Below are 26,568 nucleotides of genomic sequence, written 5' to 3'. Positions count from 1 at the left end.
GAAGCAAATGGAAATGGCCAACATCGTGCTGGATATGAAGGGACTGTCCTGCCCGCGCCCGCTCATCGGGGCGAAGCGCATCATGGACGAACTTGCCGCCGGACAAGTCCTGCTGCTGGTTTCCGATTGCCCCGGCACCCCCGACGACCTGCATGTCTGGGCCAGGCAGACCGGCAACCAGATCCTGCGCAGCGAGAAGATGCCGGAAGGCGGCACCGGCTACTATGTGCAGAAAGGCCAGGGCCATGTGCTCAACGCCAATGTCACGCTGGACATCCGTGGCGCGGTCTGCCCCGGCCCCATCATCGAAGCCAAGAAGCTGCTGAACGGCATGCAGACCGGCGAAGTGCTCAAGCTGGTCAGCGATTGCCCCGGCGTGATGAACGACATCGACAGCTGGGCATCCGCCACCGGCATGACGCTGCTGGAGACCATCGAGTCGGGCGCGGGCATCCACGAGTTCTACATCCGCAAAGGCTGATCTTGCGCATCAAGAGCCACTGGTTCCGCGACGGGCGCGAACGCACACCGCAGGAGATCGCCGATGCGCTGGCCTTCGTCGCCTGGCGCATCGCCGACAACGCCCTGCGCAACACCCGCAAGGCGGATTTCGAGATCGCTGTCGGCCCGCAGTACTTCGCCTTCCTCAACGAGTTCCTGCAGTTCCTCATCATGGTGGCCGACCGCATCGCCTATCGCCGGTTCAGCGCCGAAGAACGGATGAGCTTCACCGGCACGCTGGCCAACCGGCTGGGCGAGACCTATGCCGAGAACGAGAGCCGTCTGCTCGGCGGCACGCCCGCCGCCAGCAAGCAGCGCTTCATCGAGCACGTCAACCTACGCGCCGGGGAATACGCCGATTTCGGCTATGACGAGCACGGCCCCGACTACACCTTCATGCGCTACCTCGCCTTCTGCATGAGCCCCATCATGGACGCGAAGGACAGCCACTGGATCATCGACCAGATCATCAGCATCGAAGCGCCGGAAGCGGTGAAGATGGTGGACAAGACCCTGCGCGATCTGCTCGAAGCGGAGCCGCGCCCGGCGCGCCGCCGCAACGGGACCAGCGGCGACTGAGATGAGCGGCCCGTTCGAGCTGGATGACAGCGAGGCCTACCAACGCTGGCGCGATGCGAAACTGGTGCGGGCCATCACCGACATCCACCAGCTCGTCGTCGAGATCGACGACCCCACCGCGCTCACCGCCGCTGAACACGCCGCCCTGCGCGACCGTTGCCAGCGCAGCAACATGGCGATCTACGCCACTCGCCGCGCAATGTCGGAGCCGGACATCAAAGCGCTGGGCACGCAGTTCGGCCTGCAGCGGCTGGATGCCAACTGGCTGGCCGACGACCTCGGCATCACCCGTATCACCGTGTGCAGCAAGGACGGCCAGCGCCAGGCCTACATCCCCTACACCAACCGCCCGATCAAGTGGCACACCGACGGCTATTACAACCCGCCCGAACGCCAGATACGCGCGATGGTGCTGCACTGCGCGCATGATGCCGCCCAAGGCGGCGAGAACCGGCTACTGGACCACGAGATCGCCTACCTGCTGCTGCGCGAAGCCGACCCCGAGCACATCTGCGCCCTCTCCGCCCCGGATGCGATGACCATCCCCGAACGCACCGACGAACACGGTGTCGCCCGCCCCGCCCAGACCGGCCCGGTGTTCTCGGTGGATGATGCTGGCCACCTGCACATGCGCTACACCGCCCGCACCCGCAGCATCGAATGGAAGGACGACGACGCTACCCGCGCCGCCGTCAAAGCTCTGGAGCACCTGCTCGAAAGCGACTCCCCACACATCTTCCGCACCCGCCTCAGCCCCGGCATGGGCCTGCTCTGCAACAACGTCCTGCACGACCGCGCCGCCTTTACCGATGCGCCGACGGCGCACCAGCGGCTACTGTACCGGGCAAGATATCTGGAGCGCATCACCCTGCCCCAGACCGCTCGCTGAACGCCCACACCAGCCGCACGATACAAATCCGATTCACGAGCGAGTCGACCAGAGCTGCGATACCTCCGCCGACGATTATGTAGCTCGCCTCGCCAGGCGGTGAGTGATCTTCCCCAATACGGCAATGGCTCCCTCCATCTCTACGCTCCAGAGGTGTCCATAGTTCAGCCGCACATAATCCGCATACCCTTTCTGTGCCGAAAAGATCGGCCCCGGCGCGATGCTGATACCGGCATGCAATGCTTCGCGATGCAGCTCCAGAGAGTTCACCCCGTCCGGCAGTTTCACCCATAAAAAATAGCCGCCGCTCGGGCTGGTGAGGCGTGTGCCTGCCGGAAAGTGACGCTCCACCGCTTCGACGAATTTGATTTGCTGTAGCAGCAAGGTGTGGCGCAGCGCACGCAGGTGTTTGTCGTAGCCGCCCTTTTTCAGGTAGCTGGCGAGCGTGATTTGCGCGGGGACCGAGGTCGCCAGCGTGGTGGTGAGTTTCAGGCGCTCGACGGTTTTTGCGTAGCGCCCCGGCGCGGCCCAGCCGACGCGGTAGCCGGGTGCCAGGCATTTGGAAAAAGACGAGCAGTGCATCACCAGCCCCTCGGTATCAAATGCCTTCGCAGGCTTGGGGCGTTGCTCGCCGAAATACAACTCGCCGTAAACATCATCCTCGATCAGCGGCACATGGTGGCGCGCCAGCAAAGCCACCATGTCCTTTTTCTTGTCATCCGGCATCAGGCTGCCGAGGGGATTCTGGAAGTTGGTCATCAGCCAGCAGGCGGCGGGTTGATGCAACTCAAGCGCGCGTTGCAGCGCGTTCAGGTCGATGCCGTCGCGCGGATGGCAAGGCACCTCGACCGCCTTCAGGCCGTTGCGCTCGATCGCCTGCAACGCCGCGTAAAACGTGGGCGATCCGATCAGCACGGTATCGCCGGCTTGCGTCACCGCTTGCAGGCACAGGTTCAAGCCCTCCAGCGCGCCGTTGCTGATCACGATTTCGTCGGGCGCAACCTGCAAGCCGTCGATCATGTAACGCAGCGCAATTTGCCTGCGCAACTCGGCATCGCCGGGGCCGATGTCTTCCACGCTGCGCCACGGGTCCATCGCCTGCACGCAGGCCGCCATCGTCTTCGCCAGGCGCGCCATGGGAAACAGCTCCGGGCTGGGAAAGGCCGAACCCAGCGGCACGACTTTGCGCGCTCGCGTCGATTCCAGCACCTCGAACACCAATTCGCTGACATCCACCTGCGCCGCTTCGGGTGTGCTGTTGATGTCGGGTTCAGGCAACGGCGGCAGGTGCTGCGCGCCGCCCGAGACGTAGTAGCCGGAGCGCTCCCGCGCCGAAATCAGGCCGCGTGCCTCCAGCAGGTAATAAGCCTGAAACACGGTGGCGGGGCTGACCTTGCGGGCGGCGCTGGCCTGCCGCACCGAGGGCAGCTTTTCGCCGCGCGCCAGCAGCCCTTCCCGGATGGAGCGCGCGATGTCGTCGGCCAGTTGTTCGTAGCGTTTCATGTGTGGGTTTTGCCTGCTTGCAGAGGGAGCGATTATGAATCTGATACGGTCTTTTTTTCAAATTCTGATTCTGTTACTGCTGCGGCCCAGCCTCTACCATGCAACGGCCTATCAATCGCCACTACCATCACTCCGGGGGAAGCCATGCAACAACAAGTCGGCGCAGTCATTGAGTTATACCGCGAGCTGGAGTCATATCCGGTCAATATCGGCGAGAAAACCGTCCATGCCAAACGCATGCCGGGCTACTTCCGCTCGCTCAGAACGGCGACACAGCTGGGTTTGTGGCTGCCGCTGCTGTTGCTGCCTTACCTGCGCTGGAACGGCAAACAAGCCATCATGTTCGACATCGACCACAGCCAGTTTCATTGCTTTAACCTGACCGTCAGGCCGGACGAGATCTGGATGCTGATGTTGCTCTGGCTGGGCGCGTCCGTGCTGATGTTCGCGGTGACCAACATCGCCTCGCGGGTGTGGTGCGGATATTTCTGTTTTCAATCGACCTGGGTCGATTTGTTTACCTGGATCGAAGGCAAGGTTGAAGGCAATCCCGCCGCGCGACGCAAGCTGGACGATGCCCCGTGGCATGCCGACAAGATCATCAAAAAAGTTGCCAAGCACGCCATCTGGCTGGGCGTGTCGCTGCTCACCGCCATCAGCTTTTCCGTCTGGTTTGTCGATGCGTTCGAGTATTGGAACAAGCTGCTCCACCTGCAATTACCCCGTGCCGGATGGGTGACGCTGGCGCTGGTGATTACCGGAACCTATCTGTATGCCGGATTGATGCGCGAACAGATGTGCCTATGGATGTGCCCCTACGCGCGTTTTCAATCAGTGATGGCGGACGGGCAAACCCTCATGCCCAGCTACGACATCAAGCGGGGCGAGCCGCGCAGCAAATTACGCAAAGGCGATCAAGCCCCGGCGCAACAGGGCGATTGCATCGACTGCTACCAGTGCGTGCAAGTCTGCCCCACCGGGGTGGATATACGCCACGGACACCAGTTGGGCTGCATCACCTGCGGCCTGTGCATAGACGCATGCGATTCGGTGATGGACAAAATCGGCAAGCCGCACGGCTTGATCCGCTACGCCACGCCGGATGAGATCGAGGGCAAGCCGCACGGGAAGCGGCGGCAAAATCCCTGGCTTTGGGTCTATGCCGCCCTTTTGCTGGCATCGGGTTCAGGTGTCGTGTACGGCCTGACCCACATGTCTGTCTTGACCCTCAACGTCAGGCCGGAACGACAGCCTTTGTTCGTGCGCATGAGCGACGGCTCTATCCAGAATCGGTATGAGTTCAAGTTGATGAACAAGTCCCCCAAGGATATGCAGATCACCGTGACGGCAGAGGGCGGCATCAAGGGTCAACTCATCGTCGGCTCGGCCAAGCCCATATTCGTTGCCCATGAAAGAGGCACCGCTTTTACCGTGTTTGTGAAAGCGCCTGGTGAAAACATTGCCAAGGCTGCGACACCGATTCGATTTCATGTGCAGAGTCTGGATAATCCGCCTATCTCGGCAGACTACAACACACTGTTCAACGGCCCGTCACTATGAACAAAAACGTGTTGCTCAGCTCATGAGCTTGGGCTAACAGCCCGGCCTCCATTTTCATCATCAATCAGCCAAAACACAAAATCAGCACATTCTTCCTATAGACCATTCGACATTTTCCAATCAGGGCGGTAGCATCGCCGCCCTTTTCAGTTCGGCTTGCCCAGAGTGTTCCGCCATGTTTTTAGCCGCTCCCGCCCGCGCCTGCGGTATAGATTTTGGCACTTCCAACTCCACGGTAGGATGGCTTCGCCCTAATCATCCGCCACTGCTGGCACTTGAGGATGGCCATGCCACCTTGCCCTCAGTGATCTTTTTCAATGTCGAGGAGAACAGCACTAGCGTTGGTCGCGCCGCTCTCAACGAATACTTGGCTGGCTATGAAGGTCGACTGATGCGCGCGCTCAAGAGCCTGCTGGGTAGCAGCCTGATGGAAGGAAAAACCGAGGTTCAGGGGCGCTCGTTGCCCTACATGGAGCTGTTGAGCCAATTCATGGTCGAGCTAAAACGCCGAGCCGAAACGGCTGCGGGTCGTTCATTTGACCAGGCAGTGTTCGGCCGCCCTGTGTTTTTTGTGGATGACGATGCAGCCGCAGACCGTAAAGCTGAAGCCACGCTTGAGGCCATCGCCCGAGCCTCTGGCTTTAAAGAGGTGTGTTTTCAGTATGAGCCCATCGCGGCGGCCTACCATTATGAACGCCAGATTGATCGCGAAGAGCTCGTGTTGGTTGCCGATATTGGTGGCGGCACCACCGACTTCTCTCTGATTCGCCTGTCGCCGCAACGCGCGCGCAATACGGATCGGCGGGAGGACCTTCTGGCCAATGGCGGCGTACACATCGGCGGCACCAATTTTGATCGTCAATTAAGCCTGGCCGGCGTAATGCCTCTGCTGGGTTATCGCAGCATGCTCAAGCGTGGCCTGGATATGCCATCCAGCCATTACATGAATCTCGCGACCTGGCACACCATCAACCAAGTGTATACCCGTCGAACTTGGGCGGAGTTGCAGGAGCTGTATCTTGACTCGCAAGCTCCCGAAGCACTGGATCGCCTGCTCAAATTGATTCGCGAACGCTCTGGCCATTGGCTGGCCATACAGGTGGAAGCCGCCAAGATCGCCCTTTCTGACGGAGAAAAAGTAACCCTGAACCTGGATAAGTTGACTCCTAACTTGCAGCACACGCTCACTCGGCTTGAGTTCGAGTTGGCCTCTGCTCAGTTAGTCGAACGCATCGGCACCACCCTCAGCACCTTGCTTGCAACGGCGGGAGTAAGCCATGAAAAAGTGGATACGGTGTTCTTCACAGGCGGCGCCAGCGGTGTGCCGATGGTGAGAGAACGCATCGCATCTCTACTACCTCAAGCCCGGCGCATCGAAGAAGATTTGTTTGGCAGCATTGGTGCCGGACTTGCCGTGGAAGCTATTCGACGCTTTGGATGAACTTGGTCGATAGACTTATGGGGATTATCTAATCCGTTGTTTATATGGTGCGCCCAAAGAGATTCGAACTCCTGCGCTCTTGGATCTTAGGTCGACCTCAATGTCTGCTGCCTTATAAATCGTCCGCTTACAAGGATTAATTCGTATCCGTATGTTTGCGTAATTCCAACGCTAGCCAGCGCAGTCCCTCAGCCAACACCACCACCGACGAGCTGTGATCTGCGCCGACCTGATCTTCGATACGCTGTGCGATATCAGAGATCTCCCGCACCGCGAACACCGACAACATCCCCTTGATGGTATGCGCCAGATACCGCGTCTGGTCCGCATCTGCATTCGCGACGGCTTCTTGCAACCTGGCAAGATAGCCGGGGTAGTCTTCCAGATAGATGCGCACCATCTCTTTGAACAAGGAATGATCGTTCGCCATCAACTCCATCGCACATTTCACATCGAACTCAAAACGGACAGGCGGCACTTCAACCGCAACGGGTGTGCTTTCTTCCGTTTCGTCAGCCCCGCCCTTGACTCCCTCCAACTCTACCCAAAGCGCTTCCGTGCCAATGGGTTTGCTCAGGTAGCCGTCCATCCCGTGTGCGAGGCAACTCTCACGCGCGCCTTGCCCGGCATGGGCGGTCAAACCGATGATCGGGATGTGTGCTCCGCTTTCGCGCTCCGCCGCGCGTATCTGCTCGGTCGCGCCGTATCCGTTCAGCTCAGGCATACCCACATCCATCAGGATGAGATCGTATGTGCCCTGCTTCCATTTCTCGACCGCGATGACACCGTTGGCGGCGACCTCGACCGTATGACCGAACTTCTGCAACAAGCGCGTGGCCAGCGTCTGGTTGACGCTGTTGTCCTCTGCCAGCAGCACGCGCAGGCTGCGCCGGTTATGCACGATGGTATGGCGCGTGACCAGGGGCGCCTGGGCCACCGATTCCATGCCCAGCGTATTCATGATGGCGATGAACAGATCGCTTTGCGCGAACGGTTTCAACAGATAGGCGGCGACCCCCAACTCTCTGCAACGGGCTGCATCGCCGCGCTGGCCCTCCGAAGTCAGCATCATGATCGGTGCCGCTGTGAGAGCGGGATGTTGACGCAAATGCGTGACCACCTCAAAACCGTCCATGGTCGGCATGCGCACATCCAGCAACAACAGTCTATAGCCTCTGCCTTCCGCGCTCGCTCTGTCCAATTCGGCGATGGCTTCTGCACCGCCCACCACCGCATAAGGCCGCATCCCCCAACCCTGCAACAGCTTTACGGCGATCTCGCGGTTGGTGGCATTGTCATCCACGACCAGTACGTCCATATCCGCCAACTTGCCGGTTTCGAACGTCGGCGCAACGGATTCGGCGGCACGCTGCAACAACACATCCACATGGAAGGTGCTGCCCTTGCCCACTTCGCTCTCGACACTGATCGCCCCCTGCATCATCTCAACCAAACGGGTGGAGATGGTCAGGCCGAGACCGGTACCGCCGTATTTGCGCGTGGTGGAAGTGTCCGCCTGCGCAAACGATTCGAAGATCGCCTGTTGTTTGTCGGTGGGAATGCCGATGCCGGTATCGCTGACGCTGATACGCAGACCGACATGGCGCGCATCCGAGTCAGCCTCGCGCAAAACCGCACGCACCACGATCTCGCCGTGTTCGGTGAATTTGATCGCATTGCCGATGATATTGAGCAAGACCTGACGCAAACGTCCTGGGTCACCGATCAACATCTGCGGAATGGCGGGATCGATGTCGAGCAACAGCTCCAGCCCCTTTTGGTTAGCTCGCAGTGCGATGGAACGCAGGGTCTGCGCCAACATATCCTGCGGACAGAACTCGATGTCCTCGACCCCCATCTTGCCCGCTTCGATCTTGGAGAAATCCAAAATGTCGTTGACGATGGTGAGCAGGGAATCGGCGGAGGACTTGACCAAGCCGATGAATTCGCGCTGCTCCGCATTCAGATCGGTATCCAGCGCCAGTTCGGTCAAGCCGATGATGCCGTTCATCGGCGTGCGTATCTCATGACTCATATTGGCAAGGAAATCGCTCTTGGCCTGGCTGGCTTCTTCGGCGATGAGTTTCGCTCGCAACATCTCCGCCTCGGCTTGTTTGCGCTCGGTGATGTCCGTGCGGATGGACACATAGCGCAACGGTTTGCCATCCGCATCCATGAACGGCACGATGGTCGACTCCACCCAGTACTCCGTGCCGTCCTTGCGTTTGTTTTTAATCTCACCATGCCATACACCACCGCGACCGATGGTTTGCCACATCGCCTTGAAGAAGCTGCTGGGGTGATACCCGGAATTCAGCAAGCGATGGTCTTGCCCGAGTAGCTCTTCACGCTTGAATTGGCTGATCTCGCTGAATTTGTCGTTGGTGTAGGTGATGCGTCCCGCACGGTCGGCGATACTGACGATGGAGTGCTGGTCAAGAGCGAACTTTTGAAACTCCAGTTCAGACAAGGACTTGACCAGCTCATCGCGAGCCCGGCTGATACGGCTCAGCGAATAGATGCCATACAGTAGTCCAAACAAGGCGAACAGCATCAACCAGAAGCGGTAGTAGTCAGCCTCATGTTCTTCCCGTTCGAACTGCTGGCTGTACAGATTGAAGACTTCCTCCAATATCTCGGACGAACGGTTAGTCAAGATACTGTTGGTCACCCTGTCCGTTTCATCCTTGTATGCGGTCATGAGGCCCGCATGCATGAGTAATGCTTCCAATTGCAGTCTCTGAGTCTCCGGATAGCTGTCTGAGCGCTGCGCGATCTTCGACATCGAGTCCATGATGGATTTCAGTTTGGCCTCGGACGTGTTGAGCTGGTATACCAGCATGTCGTTCAACAAGTGATCGCGCACCTCGATCTCCAGCGGATCACCGGCTTTGAGATGCCCCTTCCCTTCAAGCAAGGTATCAACAGCGACCGGGAAATAACGCACTGAGTTACGCAGCACCGCATGCTGCGACTTGAAGGATTCGATCAAAGACTGCCGCTCTTCACGCGCCCTGCGGTAGTCGATGAAGCGCCGCGACAATTCCGTTGCGTCCCCTTGGAACAGGTTCGGATAATCGGTCTCCAGTTGCGTCGCAATGACCCGCATCTTCTCCTGCGTCTGGTTCATCGGGTCGTTGTTCAGCAACAGCCCTTCCCCACTTTTCAGCACGAGTTGCCCCAAACGCTCTTCCAACAGGTGTAGATGTCTTAGCTCTGCACTGATATGTACATGTTTCTTCGCATCGACCGAGACGGATTTGAGATACAGGAACGCCAGCAGACACCCCATCAACAGCACGCCGAGTGATTTGAACAGAATACCTTTCATAGCGGGTGTCCTTGCAGTTCACCTGTCAAGGTATGCAGGAATGCGACGATGGCATCGATCTCATCCTCCTCCAGAACGCGGCCGAGCTGGTAACGCGCCATGATACTCACCGCACTATGCAGGTCAGCCGCGTTGCCATCGTGGAAATAGGGGGCGGTCTTGGCGACGTTGCGCAGGCTGGGCACGCGGAAATAATACCTGTCCTCCTCTTTCCGGGTGACATTGAAGCGCCCGTTATCGGCCTCCGTGAGGCCGCCGCGGTCACCGAAGTAGTCTCCCATCAGCCCCATGCGCTCGTACATGTTGCCGCCCAGATTGATCCCCTGATGGCAGGCGACACATCCCCGCTCCTGGAACAGCGCGTACCCGCGCTTCTCCTGCTCGGACAGTACCGACGAATCGCCGCGCAGATAGCGGTCGAAACGGGAGTTGGGCGTGACCAGCGACCGCTCGAAGGTGGCAAGCGCGTCCTTGATGTTGGCGACCGTGACCTTGTCGGGATAGATTTCGGCAAAGGCTGCCTGGTAACGCGGGCTGTTTTTCAGTTTATCCAGCACCTGCGGCCAGGTCGCCCCCATCTCTTTGGGATGCTGCACCGGACCGTCGATCTGATCTTCCAGTGTGGCCGCCCGGCCATCCCAGAACTGCACGAAGTTAAAACCACTGTTGAGGACGGTCGGCGCATTGATGCCGCCTTGTTCCCCGTTGATACCGACCGATCGCGCCATGTTATCCGTCCCACCGGCTTGCAACACATGACAGTTGGAGCAAGCGATGGTGCCATCGGCGGATAGCATTTTCTCATCGAACAGCGCCCCGCCCAGCGCGACCTTCTTCGCATCGAACACCAGGTTCGACGGAATGGGCTGGGTGATTCCCATACTCTCCGGGACTAGAAGATGCCATCCCATCACGTTCAATTTATCGGCGGGACGTTCAGATTTAGACGACCACCACAGATACGTACCGACACTCAATGCGAGGAGCAGTGTCGCCAGAAACACACCCCGCAAGTTGTAAACCTTGAACACCTTATCGTCCTCCCACTCCCAGCACTTCGTCTTGTTCACGCGGGTCTACTGTCTCATCGACGAATTGGTTCTTGATCGCCAACACCTCTTCGAAATCGGTAAAGAATGCCTCCACACAAGCAGGGTCGAAATGCTTGCCTTTTCCCTCCTGTAACAACTGGCTGGCACGTTCGATGTCCCACGCTTTCTTGTAGGGGCGCTCTGAAGTCAGTGCATCGAACACATCCGCCACGGCCACGATGCGCCCGAACAGCGGGATGTCCTCGCCTTTCAATCCGCGTGGATAACCCGCACCATCAAACTTCTCGTGATGGGTATAGGCGATCTCGGCAGCCACCTTCAACATGGGTGAACTGGATGCATTCAGCACCTCAAAGCCGATCACCGCGTGCTGCTTCATGATAATGAACTCCTCATCGGTCAACTTGCCCTGCTTGAGCAGGATGAGATCGGGCGTGCCCACCTTGCCGATATCGTGCATAGGCGCTGCTTCCAGCAGCAACTCCTGTTGTGCTACAGACAAACCGAGCGCGCGGGCGATATGGCGGGAGTAATACGCCATGCGCAGGATGTGCGCACCGGTCTCGGGATCGCGATATTCCGCCGCCTTGGCCAGGCAGAAGATGGTCTCGCGCTCCTGCGCCACTATCTTCGCCGTCGCCTGGCGCACCTCCTCTGCCAGTAGGGCCGCACGGTCTTGCAACAGTTTGTGGCTCTTGCGCAAGGCAAGCATATTCCGCGCACGCGCTAGGAACTCGGCATTGTCCAAAGGCTTGGTGAGGAAATCGGTGACACCGTTATGCAAGGCATCATGCCGCAATTCAAGCTCGTGATTGGCAGTCACCATCAGCACCGGATTGTCCGGGTGACGCGCGCGGAACTGCTTGGTGAGCTCGGTACCGTTCAACTGCGGCATCATGTAGTCCACCACCACCAAGTCCGGGTCGTTGTCCACACACCAAGCCAGCGCCGCAACCGGATCGGTGAAACATACGGGTTCGCAATCCGGCAGTTTTTTGACCAGATGCTGCAACAACGTCACATTGATCTGCGCATCGTCGATGACCACCACTTTCATATCCCCTCCCAGTTGCGTCCGGTTAAATTAACCATTGATGCCATTCAACCCAATAACGACGCGCGTTACAGCGCCAAGATTGTGGTGCAGTCTGAAATCAGTTTACCCATACTCCGGTTCGAGTCGCATCCATCAGTTGATACCGCCCGAGGTGAACTACCGCGAGAGTCTGCGCAACATCGAAGCCTGCCTGCTGGCCAATGCCAACCAAGGGTGCGACCGGCACATCTCGGGCGACTTGGCAGAACTCAAGACGCTGGTGTTCCTGACCAGCAATATCGCCCTGCCCGCACTGACGATCGCCGCGCGGTACAAAAGTCTTCGGCAAGTCGAACTGTTCTTTAAATGAGTCAAGCAGCATCCGCGTATCAAACGATTCATCGGCAATAGCGAGAACGGGATGAAAACACAAACCTGATGCGCCGTCGCCACGCATGTACTGATCGCCATCGTCAAAAAGGAGCTTCAATTGGATAGTTCGCTCTATTCCTTGCTACAGATTCGTTCGGTGTCCGCCTTCAAGAAAACCCCGCTGGATCAGGCTTTCACAGGCCGCAGACAACTCGAAGAACCGGAGGCTATCGTTAACCAGCTAAATTTGCTCGATTATTAACCGGGAACCACTGATCCCCACCATTTCTTGACCTACACGACACTAGACCGTGCCTATCGGCATCTTCCCTGGCTTCTTTAGCAGCGTGTGCGGCAGGGGCGATTTCTTTCGGCACAAGCAACTCACCTAACATCAGCGGGAAGCCCCCGCCAATTTCCGGTTTACTGCCCAGATTGAAGACCGGAGGCCACACAGTAAAGCCCCCCGTTCGCACAATATTCGGTACACCGACATTGCAACCGAGTGCATTGGAATTACTTCGAGATTGATTAATCCGGTAGCGCATGGGTAGCGCAGAAAAGAACAAAGGGTTAAGTCTTTAAACTTAACCCTTTGATTTATATGGCGCGCCCGAAGAGATTCGAACTCCTGACCCCTTGGTTCGTAGCCAAGTACTCTATCCAGCTGAGCTACGGGCGCGTGTCGCGTTGTTTTGCGAAGGCGCGCATTATAGCAAAGTTCGGATTTTTTTCACGTCTTTCTTGAATAATTTTCACTTCGGCGGGCAGGAAGTAAATTCACCCATAATTTCAATGCATTGCATCACACTCTAAAACAAGAGTTACAGCAGCACCAGGTTATCCCGGTGGATCAACTCAAGCTGGTCGACATAGCCGAGGGTCGCTTCGATCGAGCTGCTGGGCTGCCGTGCGATGCGTCTGGACTCGGCGGCGCTATAGTTGACCAGTCCGCGTGCGATGTCGTTGCCGTGCTCGTCAAGCAGCGCCACGACAGCACCGCGCTGGAATTCGCCACAGACTTCGGTCACGCCGATGGGCAGCAGGCTCTTGCCTTCGTCGCGCAGAACCCGTGCCGCGCCCGCATCCAGCTTGAGTTGTCCTGCTACTTGCAGGTGGTCGGCCAGCCATTGCTTGCGCGCAGCCAGTATCATCTGCGGCGCTTCCAGCAGGGTGCCTATGCTTTCGCCCTGGGTCAGGCGCACCAGCACGTCACGCTCGTGACCGGATGCGATAACGGTGTGCGCACCACTACGGGCTGCGCGCTTGGCGGCCAGTATCTTGGTGATCATGCCGCCGCGACCGATGCTGCTGCCCGCGCCGCCGGCCATCAGCTCCAGCGAAGCATCACCCGCCTGGGCATGCTCCACCAGCGTGGCGTTCGGATCTTTGCGTGGATCGGCGGTGTACAGGCCAGGCTGGTCGGTCAGGATTACCAGCGCATCGGCTTCGATCAGGTTGGTCACCAGCGCACCCAAGGTGTCGTTGTCGCCGAACTTGATCTCGTCTGTGACGACCGTGTCGTTCTCGTTGATGATGGGCACCACGCCCAGTTCGAGCAGGGTGAGCAAGGTGGAGCGCGCATTCAGATAGCGCTCGCGATCCGCCAGGTCCGCGTGGGTCAGCAACACCTGTGCAGCACGCAGGCCCAGTTCGCGGAAGCAACTTTCGTAGGCTTGCACCAAGCCCATCTGCCCGACCGCCGCTGCCGCCTGCAGTTCATGAACAGCGCTGGGGCGAGTCTTCCAGCCCAGACGCTGCAAGCCTTCGGCGATGGCCCCCGATGAGACCAGGATGACCTGGTGGCCGCTCTCGCGCAAAGCGGCGATCTGGCCCGCCCAGTTGGACAAGGCTTGATGATCCAGCCCCTGCCCCTGATTGGTGACCAGACTGCTGCCGACTTTGACGACCAGACGTTGGCAATGAGCGAGTAGCGTTTTCATAATACGGGCGTATCGGTTTCCTGAGCGCTTTCGGCGGCGGCCTCCTCTTCGGCGCGCGCCGTCTGCTGCAGATGTTCCATGATGGCGTAAGTCAGCTCTTTGGTGCCGTCGCCGTTGATGGCGGAAATGGCGAACTGACGGTCGTAATCCTTGAATTCAGCCAGGAAGGCGGCAACCTTAGCGTCGGCATCTTCCACCAGATCCAGTTTGTTCAGCACCAGCCAGCGCGGCTTGGCGTACAACTCTTCGTCGTACTTCTTCAGCTCATTGAGGATGGCGTGCGCTTCGTGTATCGGATCGGTCTCGGGGTTGAGCGGCGCGATGTCCACCAGATGCAGCAGCAAGCGGGTGCGCGCCAGATGGCGCAGGAACTGGTGGCCGAGACCGGCACCTTCAGCCGCGCCTTCGATCAGGCCGGGAATGTCGGCGATGACGAAACTCTTCTCCGCCGACACGCGCACCACGCCCAGATTGGGGTGCAGCGTGGTAAAGGGATAATCAGCGACCTTGGGTCGGGCGGACGATACCGAGCGGATGAAGGTGGACTTGCCCGCGTTGGGCATGCCCAGCAGCCCGACATCGGCCAGCACCTTCAACTCCAGTTGCAGATCGCGGCGTTCGCCCTCCTCGCCCGGCGTGCATTGGCGCGGCGTGCGGTTGGTACTGGACTTGAAATGCAGATTACCCAGTCCGCCCTTGCCGCCTTGCGCTACCACCACTTGCTGTCCGTCGCGCTCCAGATCGGCGATGACTTCGCCGGAATTCAGATCGGTGATCACGGTGCCTACCGGCATACGCAGCACGATGTCGTCCGCGCCCTTGCCGTAGCAATCCGAACCACGTCCGGACTCACCGTTCCGGGCGCGATGGATACGTGCGAAGCGATAGTCCACCAGCGTATTGATGTTGCGGTCAGCCACCGCGATCACGCTGCCGCCACGCCCGCCATCACCGCCATCCGGGCCGCCCTTGGCGATGTATTTCTCGCGGCGGAAACTGGCGACACCGTTACCGCCATTACCGGCGATGACCTCGATCTTTGATTCGTCTATGAACTTCATGGGGCGCTATGTCCGGTAATCCAACAAAAAGCAAAAAGCCCTACCTTGCGATAGGGCTCATTGTAACCTGAGCAGGTCGCGCTTAAGCGGCGACGATGCTGACGGTCTTGCGCTTCAGAGCGCCCTTGGTCGCAAACACCACCTTGCCGGTGATCTTGGCGAACAGGGTGTGATCCTTGCCCATGCCGACGTTGTCGCCTGCGTGTACTTGCGTACCACGCTGACGAATGATGATGCTGCCTGCGCTGATCAGTTCGCCGCCGTAACTCTTGACACCCAGTCGTTTCGAGTGTGAGTCGCGGCCGTTACTGGTACTACCACCACCTTTTTTCGATGCCATCTTATTGCTCCTTCAGTGCTTAGGCAGAGATACCGTCGATGCGGATCTCGGTATAGTTTTGACGATGACCTTGACGCTTCTGGTAGTGCTTACGACGGCGCATCTTGAAGATGCGAACCTTGTCGTGACGACCATGCGACACGATGGTGGCCTGCACGGTAGCGCCAGCGACCAGCGGCTTGCCCATGCTCAGCTTATCGCCATCGGCGACCAGCAAGACCTTGTCCAGAACGATAGCAGCGCCTACGTCGCCTGCGACGGTTTCGATTTTCAGCGTTTCGCCCAGCGAAACACGGTGCTGCTTACCACCAGTTTTAATGACTGCGTACATGACAACCTCGATGAATGGGGTTTTGCAAAGGCGCGAATTATACACAAACCACGCCCCCGGTCAAAACCATTTTCACTATATTTTTCCGGGCCCGACAAGCGCCCTGCGCGCGGTCAACGCAGCACCTCGCACGTGTCCGGATCGACCGCAGGAGCGGCGAACGGCCAGCCCCCGCCTGCCGCCTGCTCCAGCAACACATGCCAAAGTTGCAACCAGGTCGCCCAGTCATGGCCGCCGGAGCATTCCACCACCTGCCGCGCCGGCAATCTCGCGGCGAGCATGAGGCTCGCACCCCGATAACGATCTTCACTACCGTAACCCAGATAGATAGGTGGCAGCTCACTCGCGACGCACAGTCCATTGCGCAGATCGTCGAGCAACGCCCGTTCGTGATCGCGTTCGGCCACCTCGCCGGGGCGCCAGTGGCTCAAGCCGCCCGCCGCCGCCACTTCCGCGATGATGCCGCGCGTCCCGAGAAAGGGGGCCAGCAAGAACACCCCGGCCACTTCCGACCCACGTCGGGTGGCGGCGATCATCGCTCCCGAGCCGCCCAGAGAGATACCGAACAGCCAGATGCGGCGATACCCGCGCGCGCTCACCTCATCCAGCGTGTGGAGCAGGACCTGCTCTATATCAGCCCGCTCCAGATAAAGATCGACGGGCGCATCCAGCGCCAACACATCGACCGGCAACCTGCGCTCGCGCAAGGCGCAGATGAAGCCATGCTCAACCAGTTGCTGCGGTGTGTTCTTCGCGCCCGGCAGCATCAGCAACAAAGCCCGCTCGCCCGCGACTTCCGGCGCGACATCCTGCACATAAGGAACCTTAAGACTGAACATCCACCTTGCCCGCAGTCTTCTTGCGCAACTCGAAACCGGAGAACAGCACGCGGCACTCGTCGCCAACCTTCTTCAAGCGCAGCGTCTCACCCTTGCCCGGCCCCAGGCCGTACATCACCAGCTCGTCGTCGGCCACTGGCCGGAACGCCACGCGGAAGGTGAATCCCGGCTTCTGCGGAAAGGTCAACGCACCGATGAGCATGCCATCCTCATGCTGAATGCGCACCGAGTCGGGCAGCGGCCCGTCGTGCTTGTTGATGACCTCGTACTCACCGGCATAGTCGAGCAGATGCGGAGCCAGGGCGACCGGCTCCAGCTTTTCGCCGACCAGCATGCTCTGCCCGTGCCGCTTCAGGGCCAGCACATCATGTCCGTCGATACGGCGCAGGAACAGGTTCAACTCCTCCAGCATGGCAAGCTTGATCGGGATGAAGCCGAACAGTTTGAAGCGCACACCGAACATCTTCTCTTCGCGCGGCAGCAGCTCCAGCTTCTGCCCCATGATCTCGGCCACCAGCCGCCCCTCCTTCCCGCTCACCTTGACCACGCCGACCAGCGTATCGAAATAGCCGACATAGGTGCGCAGGTCCTCGTCCGTCAGTGGCAGCTCAACCGCCTCCACCGCCACAGGTGCTGGCGGAGCTATGCCTTGCTTGGCTTCCAGTGCCAGCTTCAGAGTATCGGCAGCGATCTTGCCAACCGACTCTTGCGCCGTGACCGAGTTGGACAGGACGACCACGCCCAGCTTGTGTTCGGGCAACACCGCCATCAGGGTATGTGAATTGAGCGTGGTCCCGCCATGGCTGGCCACCACACCGGCACCGGGCACCTCGATTCCGCTCAGCATCCAGCCCAACCCCATACGGAAATCGAAATCCATCGGGACAGCCTCGTTCTGCGCCCGAAACATCTCACGCAAGGATTCCGGCCGCAGCAGCTGTCGCCCGGCATAGCTCCCGTCGGCAAAGATCATCTGCATGAAATGCGCGAGATCGTTCGCACTGGAGTTCATGCCTCCGGACGGCAGGTCGCGCAGCGGGAACGCCTCGATCTCCTTGCCCTTGTCGTAACTCTTGCCGGGGATACGCGGAGCGAACTCGGAATGCCGCATCTCCAGCGGCTGCAACACCTGGCGTTCCATGTAGTTTGCATAGCCCTGCCCGCCCACCTTGCCGATGGCAGTCCCGAGCAAGGTGACCCCAAGATTGGAGTAGGCAAATATATAGTCTGGCGGATAGGCCATGTACTCATCGCGGACAGCATGCTCGACCTCGGTGAAGGACCCCGGATGGCGCTCGCTCATGCCACTCACCCAGTTGCCCGGCAGACCCGAATGATGCGTCATGATGTTGCGTGGGGTGACCCTGTCCACGCCACCGGAACGGCTCTTGATGGAGAACCCCGGCAGATAGGTCTGCAGCGGCTGGTCAATGTCCAACTTGCCCTGCTCGGCCAACTGCATCGCAGCCGTCGCCGTGAACACCTTGGCGATGGAGCCGAGGTGGTACACCGTATCGGCTGTTGCGCCGAGTCGAGCCTGCTTGTCGGCATACCCGAAGCCCTGCGCCCACACCACCTGCTGGTCATCGACCAGCGCGATGCTCAGCCCGGTGATGTCGGCACTGCGCATCTCCCGCCCGATCAGCCAGGACATGTATTCCTTGGTGTAGGCGAAATCCCCTCGCCCGGTGACGACCGGCTTGTGCGGGGGCGTACTGCACCCGGCGACTGCGCACAACGAAAACCCTAGAACCATCCAGCGGAACTGCATACACCCTCCATCAAACCCTCACCGCCTGCCATTGTATAATGGGGGGAAGCCATATCCATCCCGTAACGATGTCCCTGCCTGCCCTGCCCTGGAAGCCGACGCTCGCACTCAAGCTCAGCACGCTGACCGTCTTCATCGCCCTTGCCACCGCCGCGTGGCGCCCCGACCTCTGGGCCTGGGCGCTGGCTGCCCTGTGCATCAACCGAGCCATCCTGGTAGTCGCGGGGCTGATTCCCCGCAGCACTCTGCTGGGGGCGAACATCATCCGGCTGCCGCAGACTGCCGCCCGGCGGGGCGAGGTGGCGATCACCATCGACGACGGCCCCAACCCTGACGTGACTCCGCATGTGCTCGACATACTGGATGAATATCAGGCCAAGGCGACCTTTTTCTGCATCGGCGAGTTGGCCATGCGCTATCCGGAACTGTGCCGGGAGATCGTGAAACGCGGCCATCTGATAGAGAACCACACGCACACGCACAACCGGCTCTTCTCGCTGTTCCTGCCCTATCAAATGCGGCGCGACATCGAGTCCTCCCAGCGCGCACTGACCGAGATATGTGGCCGGACTCCGCGCTTCTTCAGACCCACCGCCGGATTGCGCAACCCCGAGCTGGGCCCGCTACTGGCCCGGCAAGGGTTGATGCTATGCAACTGGAGCAAACGCGGCTTCGACACGCTGCGACACGATCCCGCACAGGTACTGGCCAGACTGACCCGCGACCTCAAGGCCGGCGACATCCTGCTGCTGCACGATGGCAGTGCCGGGCGTTGCGCGGATGGCACGCCGTTGATCCTCAAGGTGCTGCCCTCATTGCTGGACACGCTGAAGCGCGCCAAGCTGCATCCGGTGACGCTGGACGCGGCCCTGCCGCCCGCCGCCCACAACGTCACGCTGTCGGCAAGCTGCGCCACTTTCCCGGCGGCAGACCCTCCAGCGACCAATCGCCGATGCGCCAACGAATCAAACGCAACGTAGGGAATCCGACCGCTGCCGTCATGCGGCGCACCTGACGGTTGCGCCCTTCACGGATGGTCAGTTCCAGCCAGCTCGTCGGTATCTCCTTGCGAAAACGCACCGGCGGAGTGCGCGGCCACAGGTCGACCGGCTCAGAAATGAGCCTGACCTCAGCCGGCAACGTCATGCCATCCTTGAGTTGCACGCCCTGCCGCAGCTTTAGCAACGCCGCCTCATCTGGCACACCTTCTGCTTGTACCAGATAGGTTTTGGGCAGTTTATGCCTGGGATCGGTGATGCGATGCTGCAACTTGCCGTCATCGGTGAGCAGTAGCAGGCCTTCGCTGTCGGTGTCCAGCCTTCCAGCGGGATAAACCTCGGGAACGGCGATATAATCCGCCAGCGTCGGGTGCATCCCGTCACGGCTGAACTGGCAAATGACCCCGTAGGGTTTGTTGAACAACAGGATGCGACTCATCTCAATCTTTCATTCCGGAAACACACATGACCACCCCAAAGATCATCTACACCCTGACCGACGAAGCGCCGCGTCTGGCGACCTACTCCCTGCTACCCATCGTGCAGGCCTTCACCCAGGCAGCGGGCATCGCTGTCGAGACACGCGACATCTCGCTGGCCGGACGCATCCTCGCCAACTTCCCCGAGCATCTTGCCGAGGCGCAACGCATCGGCGACGCGCTGACCGAACTGGGCGAGCTGACCTTGCAACCCGATGCCAACATCATCAAGCTGCCGAATATTAGCGCATCGGTGCCGCAACTGAAGGCGGCGATCAAGGAATTGCAGGCACAGGGCTATGCCGTGCCGGATTATCCGGAAGCACCGCAGAACGGCGCAGAGCAAGAGATCAAGGCGCGCTACGGCAAGGTACTAGGCAGCGCGGTGAACCCGGTGCTGCGCGAAGGAAACTCCGACCGCCGCGCCGCGCTGTCGGTGAAGAACTACGCCAAGAAGCATCCGCACCGCATGGGCAAGTGGGCGGCGGATTCCAAGACCCGCGTGGCACACATGAGCAGCGGCGATTTCTACGGCAGCGAAAAATCCGTCACGGTGGATGCGGCAACCACGGCGCGCATCGAGTTCGTCGGCAACGACGGCAGCGTGCAGGTGCTGAAGGAAAAGACCAACCTCAAGGCGGGCGAGATCGTGGATGCAGCGGTGATGAGCCGCGCCGCCCTGCGCGCCTTTTACGCCGAGCAGATGACCGCCGTCGAGCCGGGCGTGCTGCTGTCGCTGCACCTCAAGGCCACCATGATGAAAGTGTCCGACCCCATTTTGTTTGGTCACGCCGTGGCGGTGTATTTCGCCGAGGTGTTCGCCAAGCACGCCGAGACTTTCAAGACGCTGGGCGTGAATCCCAACAACGGCCTGGGCGACCTGTACGCAAAGATCGCCACCCTGCCGGAAGCGCAGCGCGCCGAGATCGAGGCCGACATCCAGGCGACCTACCGCAGCCGTCCCGCGCTGGCGATGGTGAATTCCGACAAGGGCATCACCAATCTAAACGTGCCCAGCGACGTGATCATCGATGCCTCGATGCCGCCCATGATCCGCGACGGCGGCAAGATGTGGGGCGCGGACGGCCAGCCCGCCGACACGCTGGCTTTGATTCCCGACCGCTGCTACGCGGGCATCTACCAAGCGACCATCGAGGACTGCAAAGCCCACGGCGCGCTCGATCCGTCCACCATGGGCAGTGTGCCCAACGTCGGCCTGATGGCGCAAAAGGCCGAGGAATACGGCTCGCACGACAAGACGTTCGAGATCGCCGCCGACGGCGTGGTGCGCATCGTCGATGCCGCAGGCCAAGTGCTGCTGGAGCAACAGGTGGCGGCGGGCGACGTGTTCCGCGCCTGCCAGACCAAGGACGCGCCGATCCAGGATTGGGTCAAGCTGGCCGTGAGCCGTGCCCGTTTGAGCAACACGCCCGCCATTTTCTGGCTGGATGCCAACCGTGGCCACGACGCGCAGATCATCGCCAAGGTGGAGCGCTACCTCAAGGATCACGACACCGCCGGGCTGGACCTGCGCATCCTGGAACCCGCCGCCGCCTGCCGCGAGACCTTGACCCGCATCCGCCAGGGGCTGGACACCATCTCCGTCACCGGCAACGTGTTGCGCGACTACCTCACCGACCTGTTCCCGATTCTAGAGCTAAACACCAGCGCCAAGATGCTGTCCATCGTGCCGCTGATGAACGGCGGCGGCCTGTTCGAGACCGGCGCGGGCGGCTCTGCGCCCAAGCATGTGCAGCAGTTCCAGCAGGAAGGCTATCTGCGTTGGGATTCGCTGGGTGAGTTCCTCGCCCTGGCGGTGTCGCTGGAACATCTGGCGCAGGTGTTCAAGAGTCCCAAGGCGCAGGTGCTGGCGGACACGCTGGACGCGGCCAACGGCAAGATCCTGGACAACGATCGCTCACCCGCTCGCCGGGTCGGCCAGATCGACAATCGCGGCAGCCATTTTTACCTCGCGCTGTACTGGGCGCAGGCGCTGGCGGCACAGGACAAGGATGCCGAGCTGAAGGCAAAGTTCGCTCCGCTGGCTCAACTGCTGACCACCTTCGAGGCCAAGATCAACGAAGAGCTGATAGCCGCGCAAGGCCAGCCAGTGGACATGGGCGGCTACTACCACCCGGACTTCGTCAAGACCTCCGCCGCGATGCGGCCCAGTGCCACTTTCAACACGGCATTGGCAGCGATTTGAGCTAGGTCAAGACAGCTTCATTAGCAAACCGTGATACTGCACGCGGTCGAAATTTTATGGTTCGTTTCACTTTAACTCGCAAGGAGAGCAGCATGAAGAAACTCGTATGTGCAGCACTGGTGGTTGGTTTGGGTATGGCGGGCAGCGCATGGGCGGATGAAGCGCTGGCCAAGAAGTCGGGATGCACCATGTGCCATAGCATAGACAAAAAGGTGATGGGCCCTGCATTCAAGGATGTCGCCGCCAAGTACGCCGGCAAGGCAGATGCTCAAGCCAAGTTGGAAGCCAAGGTTCGCAGTGGCGGATCCGGTTCCTTCAGCGGCAAGATGCCGCCCACCGCCGCCAAGGTGAGCGATGCTGACATCAAGACGCTGGTGAGCTGGATTCTGGCGCTCAAGTAAGCCACCCAGCATCAAAAGGCAGCGGCGGGATCGGGCAACCGATTCCGCCGTTTGTCTTTGCGGCGCGGTGCACCTGATATAATCCGCGCACTGTTTTCACACCATCCCCCATGAACATCCTTTACGAAGAAGACGGCGGCTTCAAGGTAGGCGCGCTCTTCGCTGATAACACCACCTCGTTGCAAGTCGAGAGCATCTCCGGCAAACGCAGCAAGATCAAGGCGACCAGCGTGATGCTGCGCTTCACCGCCCCGGCGCTGGAGGAGTTCATGCCGCAGGCCGAGGCGATCTGCGCCGACATCGACACCGACTTCCTGTGGGAATGCTGTCCACCGGACGAGTTCGGTTTCGAGGAGCTGGCGACCGAATACTTCGGCCATGCGCCGAATCCGCTGGAAGCCGCAGGCACGCTGATCCGGCTGCATTCCGCGCCGATGTATTTCTACAAAAAGGGCAAGGGCCGCTACAAGGCCGCACCGCCGGAAGCGCTCAAGGCCGCGCTGGCTGGCGTGGAAAAGAAGCGTTTGCTGGCCGAACAGCAGGCACGCCACACCGAAGCGCTGAGCCGCTTCGAACTGCCGGAGGAGCTGGCCGGCAAGTTGCAACTGCTGCTGTACAAGCCGGATCGCAACACCATCGAGGTCAAGGCGCTGGAAGCCGCTTGCGCCGCCACCGGCCTGTCCGCCGCCCACCTGCTGCACCGCTGCGGCGCGATCACGTCCACCCAGGATTACCACCTGCAACGCTTCCTCACCGAGCACTTCCCCAAGGGCACAGGCTTCCCGCCGGTGGAGCTGGCCAGCTGGGACGAGCTGCCGCTGGCCGAGGTCACCGCCTTCAGCATCGACGATGCCAGCACCACCGAGATCGACGACGCCTTCTCGCTGGAAAAATTGGACTCGGGCGACTGGCGCATCGGCGTACACATCGCCGCCCCGGCGCTGGGCATGCCGCGCGGCTCGTCCGGCGACGAGGTCGCCCTGTCCCGCCTGTCCACCGTCTACATGCCGGGCGGCAAGATCACCATGCTGCCGGACTCGGTGGTCGAAGTGTTCACCCTCAATGCCGACCGCGTCTGCCCGGCGTTGTCGATGTATCTCACCGTGCAGGCCGGCACGCTGGAAGTCACTGCCACCGAGAGCCGCCTTGAGCGCCTGCACATCGCCGCCAACCTGCGCCACGACACGCTGGAACCGCTGTTCAACGAGGAGACCTTGGCCGCAGGCAAGCTGGACTACGCCTACGCGCCCGAGCTGACGCTGCTCTGGCAACTGGCGCAGAAGCTGGAAGAGAAGCGCGGCAAGTCCGCCGACAACAGCAACCAGCAAGTCGATTACACCTTCGACATTCGGGACGACCGCGTCACCATCGGCACCCGCCGGCGCGGCTCGCCCATCGACAAGGTCGTCTCCGAGCTGATGATTTTCGTCAACAGCGAGTGGGGCAAGCTGCTGGCCGACAACAACTACACCGCCATCTACCGCACCCAGAACAACGGCAAGGTGAAGATGAGCAGCGTGCCTGCGCCGCATCAAGGCCTGGGCGTGGCGCAATACGCCTGGTCCAGTTCGCCGTTGCGCCGCTACGTCGATCTGCTCAACCAGCGCCAGCTCATCGCCCTGCTGCGCGGAGAAGAACCTGCGTACGTGCGCAACGATCCGATGCTGTTCGCGGCGATGCGCGACTTCGACCAGATGTACGGCATCTACGCCGATTTCCAGCGCGACATGGAGCGTTACTGGTGCCTGCGCTGGCTGCAGCAGGAAAACGTGGAGCAGATCAACGCACAGATCATCCGCGAGAATCTGGCACGGGTGGACGGGATACCGCTCATCAGCCGCTTCCCCTCGCTACCGGAACTGCCCGCCGGCACCCGCGTCACGCTGGCCATCGCCGGTGTCGACCTGCTCGACCTCAACCTTGACGCGCGCTACGTCGCCACCGTGGAGGCCGCCGAATAATGCCCGTGCAGCTCGCAATCTGGATCAAGCAACGCATGACCCATGCGTTCGCCTTTTCCCTGCTGCTGCACAGCTTCATCCTGTTCGGTGTCGGGCTGGTCTTGCCCGATCCACGCAAAGCACTCAACGCCCTGCAACCGCTGGAAGTCACGCTGGTCAACAGCCAGTCCAGATCACGCCCGGACCAGGCCGATGCCCTGGCGCAGGCCAACCTGGATGGCGGCGGCAACACCAGCGCCGACAAGCAGGCCAAAAGTCCGCTGCCCACGCTGACGGACGACAAACACTTCACCGAAGAACAAGCCACCCAGCGCCAGCAGCAACTGGAACAGGAAAACAAGAAACTGATGACCCAGCTCAAAAGCTCGACCACGGTGGAGCGCGGCCACAACCCGAAACAATCGCAGGTCGGTGACAGCAGCGGCCAGGATCTGATGCAGCGCAGTCTGGAAATCGCCCGCCTCGAAGCGCAGATCAACAAGGATTTCGATGCCTACCAGAAGCTGCCCCGGCGCAAGTTCATCGGCGCGCGCACCCAGGAATTCCGCTTCGCCCAATACGTCGAAGACTGGCGCGCCAAGGTCGAGCGCATCGGCAACCTCAACTACCCCGAACGCGCCCGCCGCGAACGCATCTTCGGCAGCCTGCAACTCACCGTCTCCATCCGCAGCGACGGAAGCGTGGAGAACATCGAAGTCAGCCGCTCCTCCGGCCAACCCGTGCTGGACGATGCCGCCAAACGCATCGTCGCCTTGGCCGCCCCCTACGCCGCCTTCCCCCCCGACATCCGCCGCGACACCGACATCCTCAGCATCACCCGCACCTGGACCTTCACCCAGACGGATAAGCTGGAAAGCAAGAACTAACGCAGTCAGACTGTCCAGACCTGAGAAACAACGCGAGCATTCATCCGTGTATTTTTAGACCGCCCATATCGGATGGTCTATATCCAAAGTTATAGCAACATGCTGCTTTTATGTGTTTTTCCAACAATTCATTGACAGGCCAGACCGTTTTAGACGACATTGCGGGCTTGTTGTTAAGCCGTCTAAATTACGTTAGATGCCGCTATGAATGAAGAAAATTTCAGGCTTTATGTGGATAGGGAAATATCTCACTATCGAACAATGGAAGAGGCAAAAGAAGCCGCAAAGTTATTTATGCCTAAGAAGGCTGAACTGCGAATCGAGATATTGATGGAGATTGATATAAGTGAAGCAGATTGGTGGGCGTACAACTATGAAACAAAGGAATGGGAGCCATCGTGAGCACCTGTATATCCGTGCATCTAACCCTACGCTCAAGTTCGCTCCCTTCGGTCGCTGGGACGCGCCTGCGAACAAGGTCAAGGGGAAGAAGAGCAAGGCCAAGTTCGCTCCCTTCGGTCGCTGGGACGCGCCTGCTGTGCTAGGTGACACCAAGTCACCTATTTTCAAGTTCGCTCCCTTCGGTCGCTGGGACGCGCCTGCGGCGCGCCCCTTAGCTCCACGTTGGGCCTCACAAACGGAGCCGCTATGAAGTTTGGTTACGCCATCATCTATGTACCGGACGTTTTGTCCTCTATCGCCTTCTTTGAAGCAGCGTTTGGTTTATCGCGTCGCTTCCTCCATGAGTCCGGCGCTTACGGCGAATTGAACACGGGAGAAACAATCCTTATAACCGGGGACATATAACCGGGGACAGACTGAGCTAACCCGCTTTTCCCGGACGGTTTAATTGGGTACATCTGCTTGCTGCTCAAATTGCACTGGGCTGAGGTACCCCAAAGTCTGATGCCTACGCTGTCGATTATAGAAGATCTCAATATATTCGAAGATTGCCGTCCGTGCCTCATCTCTAGTGTGGAAGTCGCAATGGTGAACGAGCTCGTTCTTCAAGGTTGAGAAGAAACTCTCGGCCACTGCGTTGTCGTAACAGTTGCCGCGCCTGCTCATGCTCGGGCGCATGCCATGCCCCAGCAATTTTTCCCGATAG

The 26,568-nt window shown here is 59.9% G+C and carries 23 protein-coding genes, 1 tRNA gene, 1 pseudogene and 1 CRISPR repeat array; of the genes and pseudogenes, 12 read left to right on the top strand and 13 right to left on the bottom strand.

The window, feature by feature from the left end:
* Positions 1-7 precede the first annotated feature (7 nt).
* Genes DM08_RS12395 through DM08_RS10985 form a run of 3 tightly spaced genes read left to right on the top strand, consistent with a single transcriptional unit; the run spans position 8 to position 1,969 of the window.
* Positions 8-481 carry a sulfurtransferase TusA family protein gene (locus DM08_RS12395; protein WP_051938177.1) on the top strand — a complete coding sequence of 158 codons (474 nt, stop codon included), beginning with the start codon at positions 8-10 and terminating at the stop codon, positions 479-481.
* 2 nt (positions 482-483) lie between these two features.
* Positions 484-1,080 carry a hypothetical protein gene (locus DM08_RS10990; protein ID WP_035384704.1) on the top strand — a complete coding sequence of 199 codons (597 nt, stop codon included), beginning with the start codon at positions 484-486 and terminating at the stop codon, positions 1,078-1,080.
* Position 1,081: 1 nt separating this feature from the next.
* Positions 1,082-1,969: a TauD/TfdA family dioxygenase gene (locus DM08_RS10985; protein WP_035384703.1), complete on the top strand. Its 888-nt coding sequence runs from the start codon at positions 1,082-1,084 to the stop codon at positions 1,967-1,969.
* Between the two features lie 75 nt (positions 1,970-2,044).
* Here the strand turns inward: DM08_RS10985 and DM08_RS10980 are convergent, their stop codons facing one another.
* Positions 2,045-3,472, bottom strand: a complete 1,428-nt coding sequence (locus DM08_RS10980; protein WP_035384702.1) for an aminotransferase-like domain-containing protein — start codon at positions 3,470-3,472, stop codon at positions 2,045-2,047.
* A 144-nt stretch (positions 3,473-3,616) separates the two neighbouring features.
* Between DM08_RS10980 and ccoG the strand changes: the two genes are divergently transcribed.
* Positions 3,617-5,032: a cytochrome c oxidase accessory protein CcoG gene (gene ccoG / locus DM08_RS10975; RefSeq protein ID WP_035384701.1), complete on the top strand. Its 1,416-nt coding sequence runs from the start codon at positions 3,617-3,619 to the stop codon at positions 5,030-5,032.
* A 175-nt stretch (positions 5,033-5,207) separates the two neighbouring features.
* Positions 5,208-6,473 (top strand): Hsp70 family protein, encoded by a 1,266-nt coding sequence (locus DM08_RS10970; RefSeq protein WP_035384700.1) that lies wholly within the window; start codon positions 5,208-5,210, stop codon positions 6,471-6,473.
* A gap of 136 nt (positions 6,474-6,609) precedes the next feature.
* On the opposite strand, the gene DM08_RS12390 is transcribed toward DM08_RS10970, so the two are convergent.
* Genes DM08_RS12390 through DM08_RS10955 form a run of 3 tightly spaced genes read right to left on the bottom strand, consistent with a single transcriptional unit; the run spans position 6,610 to position 11,913 of the window.
* Positions 6,610-9,804 (bottom strand): response regulator, encoded by a 3,195-nt coding sequence (locus DM08_RS12390; protein ID WP_051938175.1) that lies wholly within the window; start codon positions 9,802-9,804, stop codon positions 6,610-6,612.
* Positions 9,801-10,874, bottom strand: coding sequence for a cytochrome-c peroxidase (locus DM08_RS10960; RefSeq protein ID WP_237560278.1), 1,074 nt, complete (start codon positions 10,872-10,874; stop codon positions 9,801-9,803). Before DM08_RS10960 ends, DM08_RS12390 begins: the two co-directional genes overlap by 4 nt.
* A complete protein-coding gene (locus DM08_RS10955; protein WP_035384699.1) occupies positions 10,837-11,913 on the bottom strand; it encodes an HD domain-containing phosphohydrolase in 1,077 nt (358 codons plus the stop codon). Before DM08_RS10955 ends, DM08_RS10960 begins: the two co-directional genes overlap by 38 nt.
* Before the next feature lie 250 nt (positions 11,914-12,163).
* On the opposite strand from DM08_RS10955, the pseudogene DM08_RS12745 reads away from it, so the two are divergent.
* Positions 12,164-12,448: pseudogene (locus DM08_RS12745) on the top strand (IS4 family transposase); the annotation flags it as partial.
* A gap of 421 nt (positions 12,449-12,869) precedes the next feature.
* Here the strand turns inward: DM08_RS12745 and DM08_RS10945 are convergent.
* The 7 genes from DM08_RS10945 to DM08_RS10915 form a co-directional block, all read right to left on the bottom strand.
* Positions 12,870-12,946, bottom strand: a tRNA-Arg gene (locus DM08_RS10945).
* 142 nt (positions 12,947-13,088) lie between these two features.
* A complete protein-coding gene (gene proB / locus DM08_RS10940; RefSeq protein WP_035384697.1) occupies positions 13,089-14,207 on the bottom strand; it encodes a glutamate 5-kinase in 1,119 nt (372 codons plus the stop codon).
* Positions 14,204-15,268, bottom strand: a complete 1,065-nt coding sequence (gene obgE, locus DM08_RS10935) for a GTPase ObgE (RefSeq protein ID WP_035384696.1) — start codon at positions 15,266-15,268, stop codon at positions 14,204-14,206. Before obgE ends, proB begins: the two co-directional genes overlap by 4 nt.
* A gap of 82 nt (positions 15,269-15,350) precedes the next feature.
* Positions 15,351-15,608, bottom strand: a complete 258-nt coding sequence (gene rpmA / locus DM08_RS10930) for a 50S ribosomal protein L27 (RefSeq protein ID WP_035384695.1) — start codon at positions 15,606-15,608, stop codon at positions 15,351-15,353.
* 19 nt (positions 15,609-15,627) lie between these two features.
* Positions 15,628-15,939, bottom strand: coding sequence for a 50S ribosomal protein L21 (gene rplU, locus DM08_RS10925; protein ID WP_035384694.1), 312 nt, complete (start codon positions 15,937-15,939; stop codon positions 15,628-15,630).
* 113 nt (positions 15,940-16,052) lie between these two features.
* Positions 16,053-16,778: an alpha/beta hydrolase gene (locus tag DM08_RS10920; RefSeq protein WP_051938174.1), complete on the bottom strand. Its 726-nt coding sequence runs from the start codon at positions 16,776-16,778 to the stop codon at positions 16,053-16,055.
* On the bottom strand, positions 16,765-18,549 hold the full coding sequence (locus tag DM08_RS10915; protein ID WP_081908883.1) for a serine hydrolase domain-containing protein: 1,785 nt from the start codon (positions 18,547-18,549) through the stop codon (positions 16,765-16,767). Before DM08_RS10915 ends, DM08_RS10920 begins: the two co-directional genes overlap by 14 nt.
* A 68-nt stretch (positions 18,550-18,617) precedes the next feature.
* Between DM08_RS10915 and DM08_RS10910 the strand changes: the two genes are divergently transcribed.
* The gene (locus DM08_RS10910) at positions 18,618-19,529 is read left to right on the top strand and encodes a polysaccharide deacetylase family protein (RefSeq protein WP_081908882.1); all 912 of its coding nucleotides are present in this window, start codon (positions 18,618-18,620) and stop codon (positions 19,527-19,529) included.
* Here the strand turns inward: DM08_RS10910 and DM08_RS10905 are convergent.
* The gene (locus DM08_RS10905) at positions 19,441-19,986 is read right to left on the bottom strand and encodes an rRNA large subunit pseudouridine synthase E (protein ID WP_035384693.1); all 546 of its coding nucleotides are present in this window, start codon (positions 19,984-19,986) and stop codon (positions 19,441-19,443) included. The genes DM08_RS10910 and DM08_RS10905 overlap by 89 nt on opposite strands.
* 26 nt (positions 19,987-20,012) lie before the next feature.
* On the opposite strand from DM08_RS10905, the gene DM08_RS10900 reads away from it, so the two are divergent.
* The 5 genes from DM08_RS10900 (at position 20,013) to DM08_RS12945 (ending at position 25,862) form a co-directional block, all read left to right on the top strand.
* Positions 20,013-22,232 (top strand): NADP-dependent isocitrate dehydrogenase, encoded by a 2,220-nt coding sequence (locus tag DM08_RS10900; RefSeq protein ID WP_035384692.1) that lies wholly within the window; start codon positions 20,013-20,015, stop codon positions 22,230-22,232.
* Positions 22,233-22,324: 92 nt separating this feature from the next.
* Positions 22,325-22,633: a c-type cytochrome gene (locus DM08_RS10895; protein ID WP_035384691.1), complete on the top strand. Its 309-nt coding sequence runs from the start codon at positions 22,325-22,327 to the stop codon at positions 22,631-22,633.
* Positions 22,634-22,743: 110 nt separating this feature from the next.
* A complete protein-coding gene (locus DM08_RS10890) occupies positions 22,744-24,594 on the top strand; it encodes a ribonuclease catalytic domain-containing protein (protein WP_035384690.1) in 1,851 nt (616 codons plus the stop codon).
* Between the two features lie 5 nt (positions 24,595-24,599).
* Positions 24,600-25,460 carry an energy transducer TonB gene (locus DM08_RS10885; protein WP_237560277.1) on the top strand — a complete coding sequence of 287 codons (861 nt, stop codon included), beginning with the start codon at positions 24,600-24,602 and terminating at the stop codon, positions 25,458-25,460.
* Positions 25,461-25,664: 204 nt separating this feature from the next.
* The gene (locus DM08_RS12945; protein WP_152555831.1) at positions 25,665-25,862 is read left to right on the top strand and encodes a hypothetical protein; all 198 of its coding nucleotides are present in this window, start codon (positions 25,665-25,667) and stop codon (positions 25,860-25,862) included.
* Between the two features lie 32 nt (positions 25,863-25,894).
* Positions 25,895-26,064: a CRISPR direct-repeat array (repeat unit 36 nt; unit sequence CAAGTTCGCTCCCTTCGGTCGCTGGGACGCGCCTGC).
* A gap of 242 nt (positions 26,065-26,306) precedes the next feature.
* Here the strand turns inward: DM08_RS12945 and DM08_RS10875 are convergent.
* On the bottom strand, positions 26,307-26,568 hold a 262-nt coding region (locus DM08_RS10875), incomplete at its 5' end, for an IS3 family transposase (RefSeq protein WP_035384689.1).

Origin of the sequence: Ferriphaselus sp. R-1, assembly GCF_000746095.1 — a bacterium.
In the GTDB taxonomy this organism is placed as follows: Bacteria; Pseudomonadota; Gammaproteobacteria; order Burkholderiales; family Gallionellaceae; genus Ferriphaselus.
This window is presented reverse-complemented; position numbering and strand designations above follow the sequence as displayed.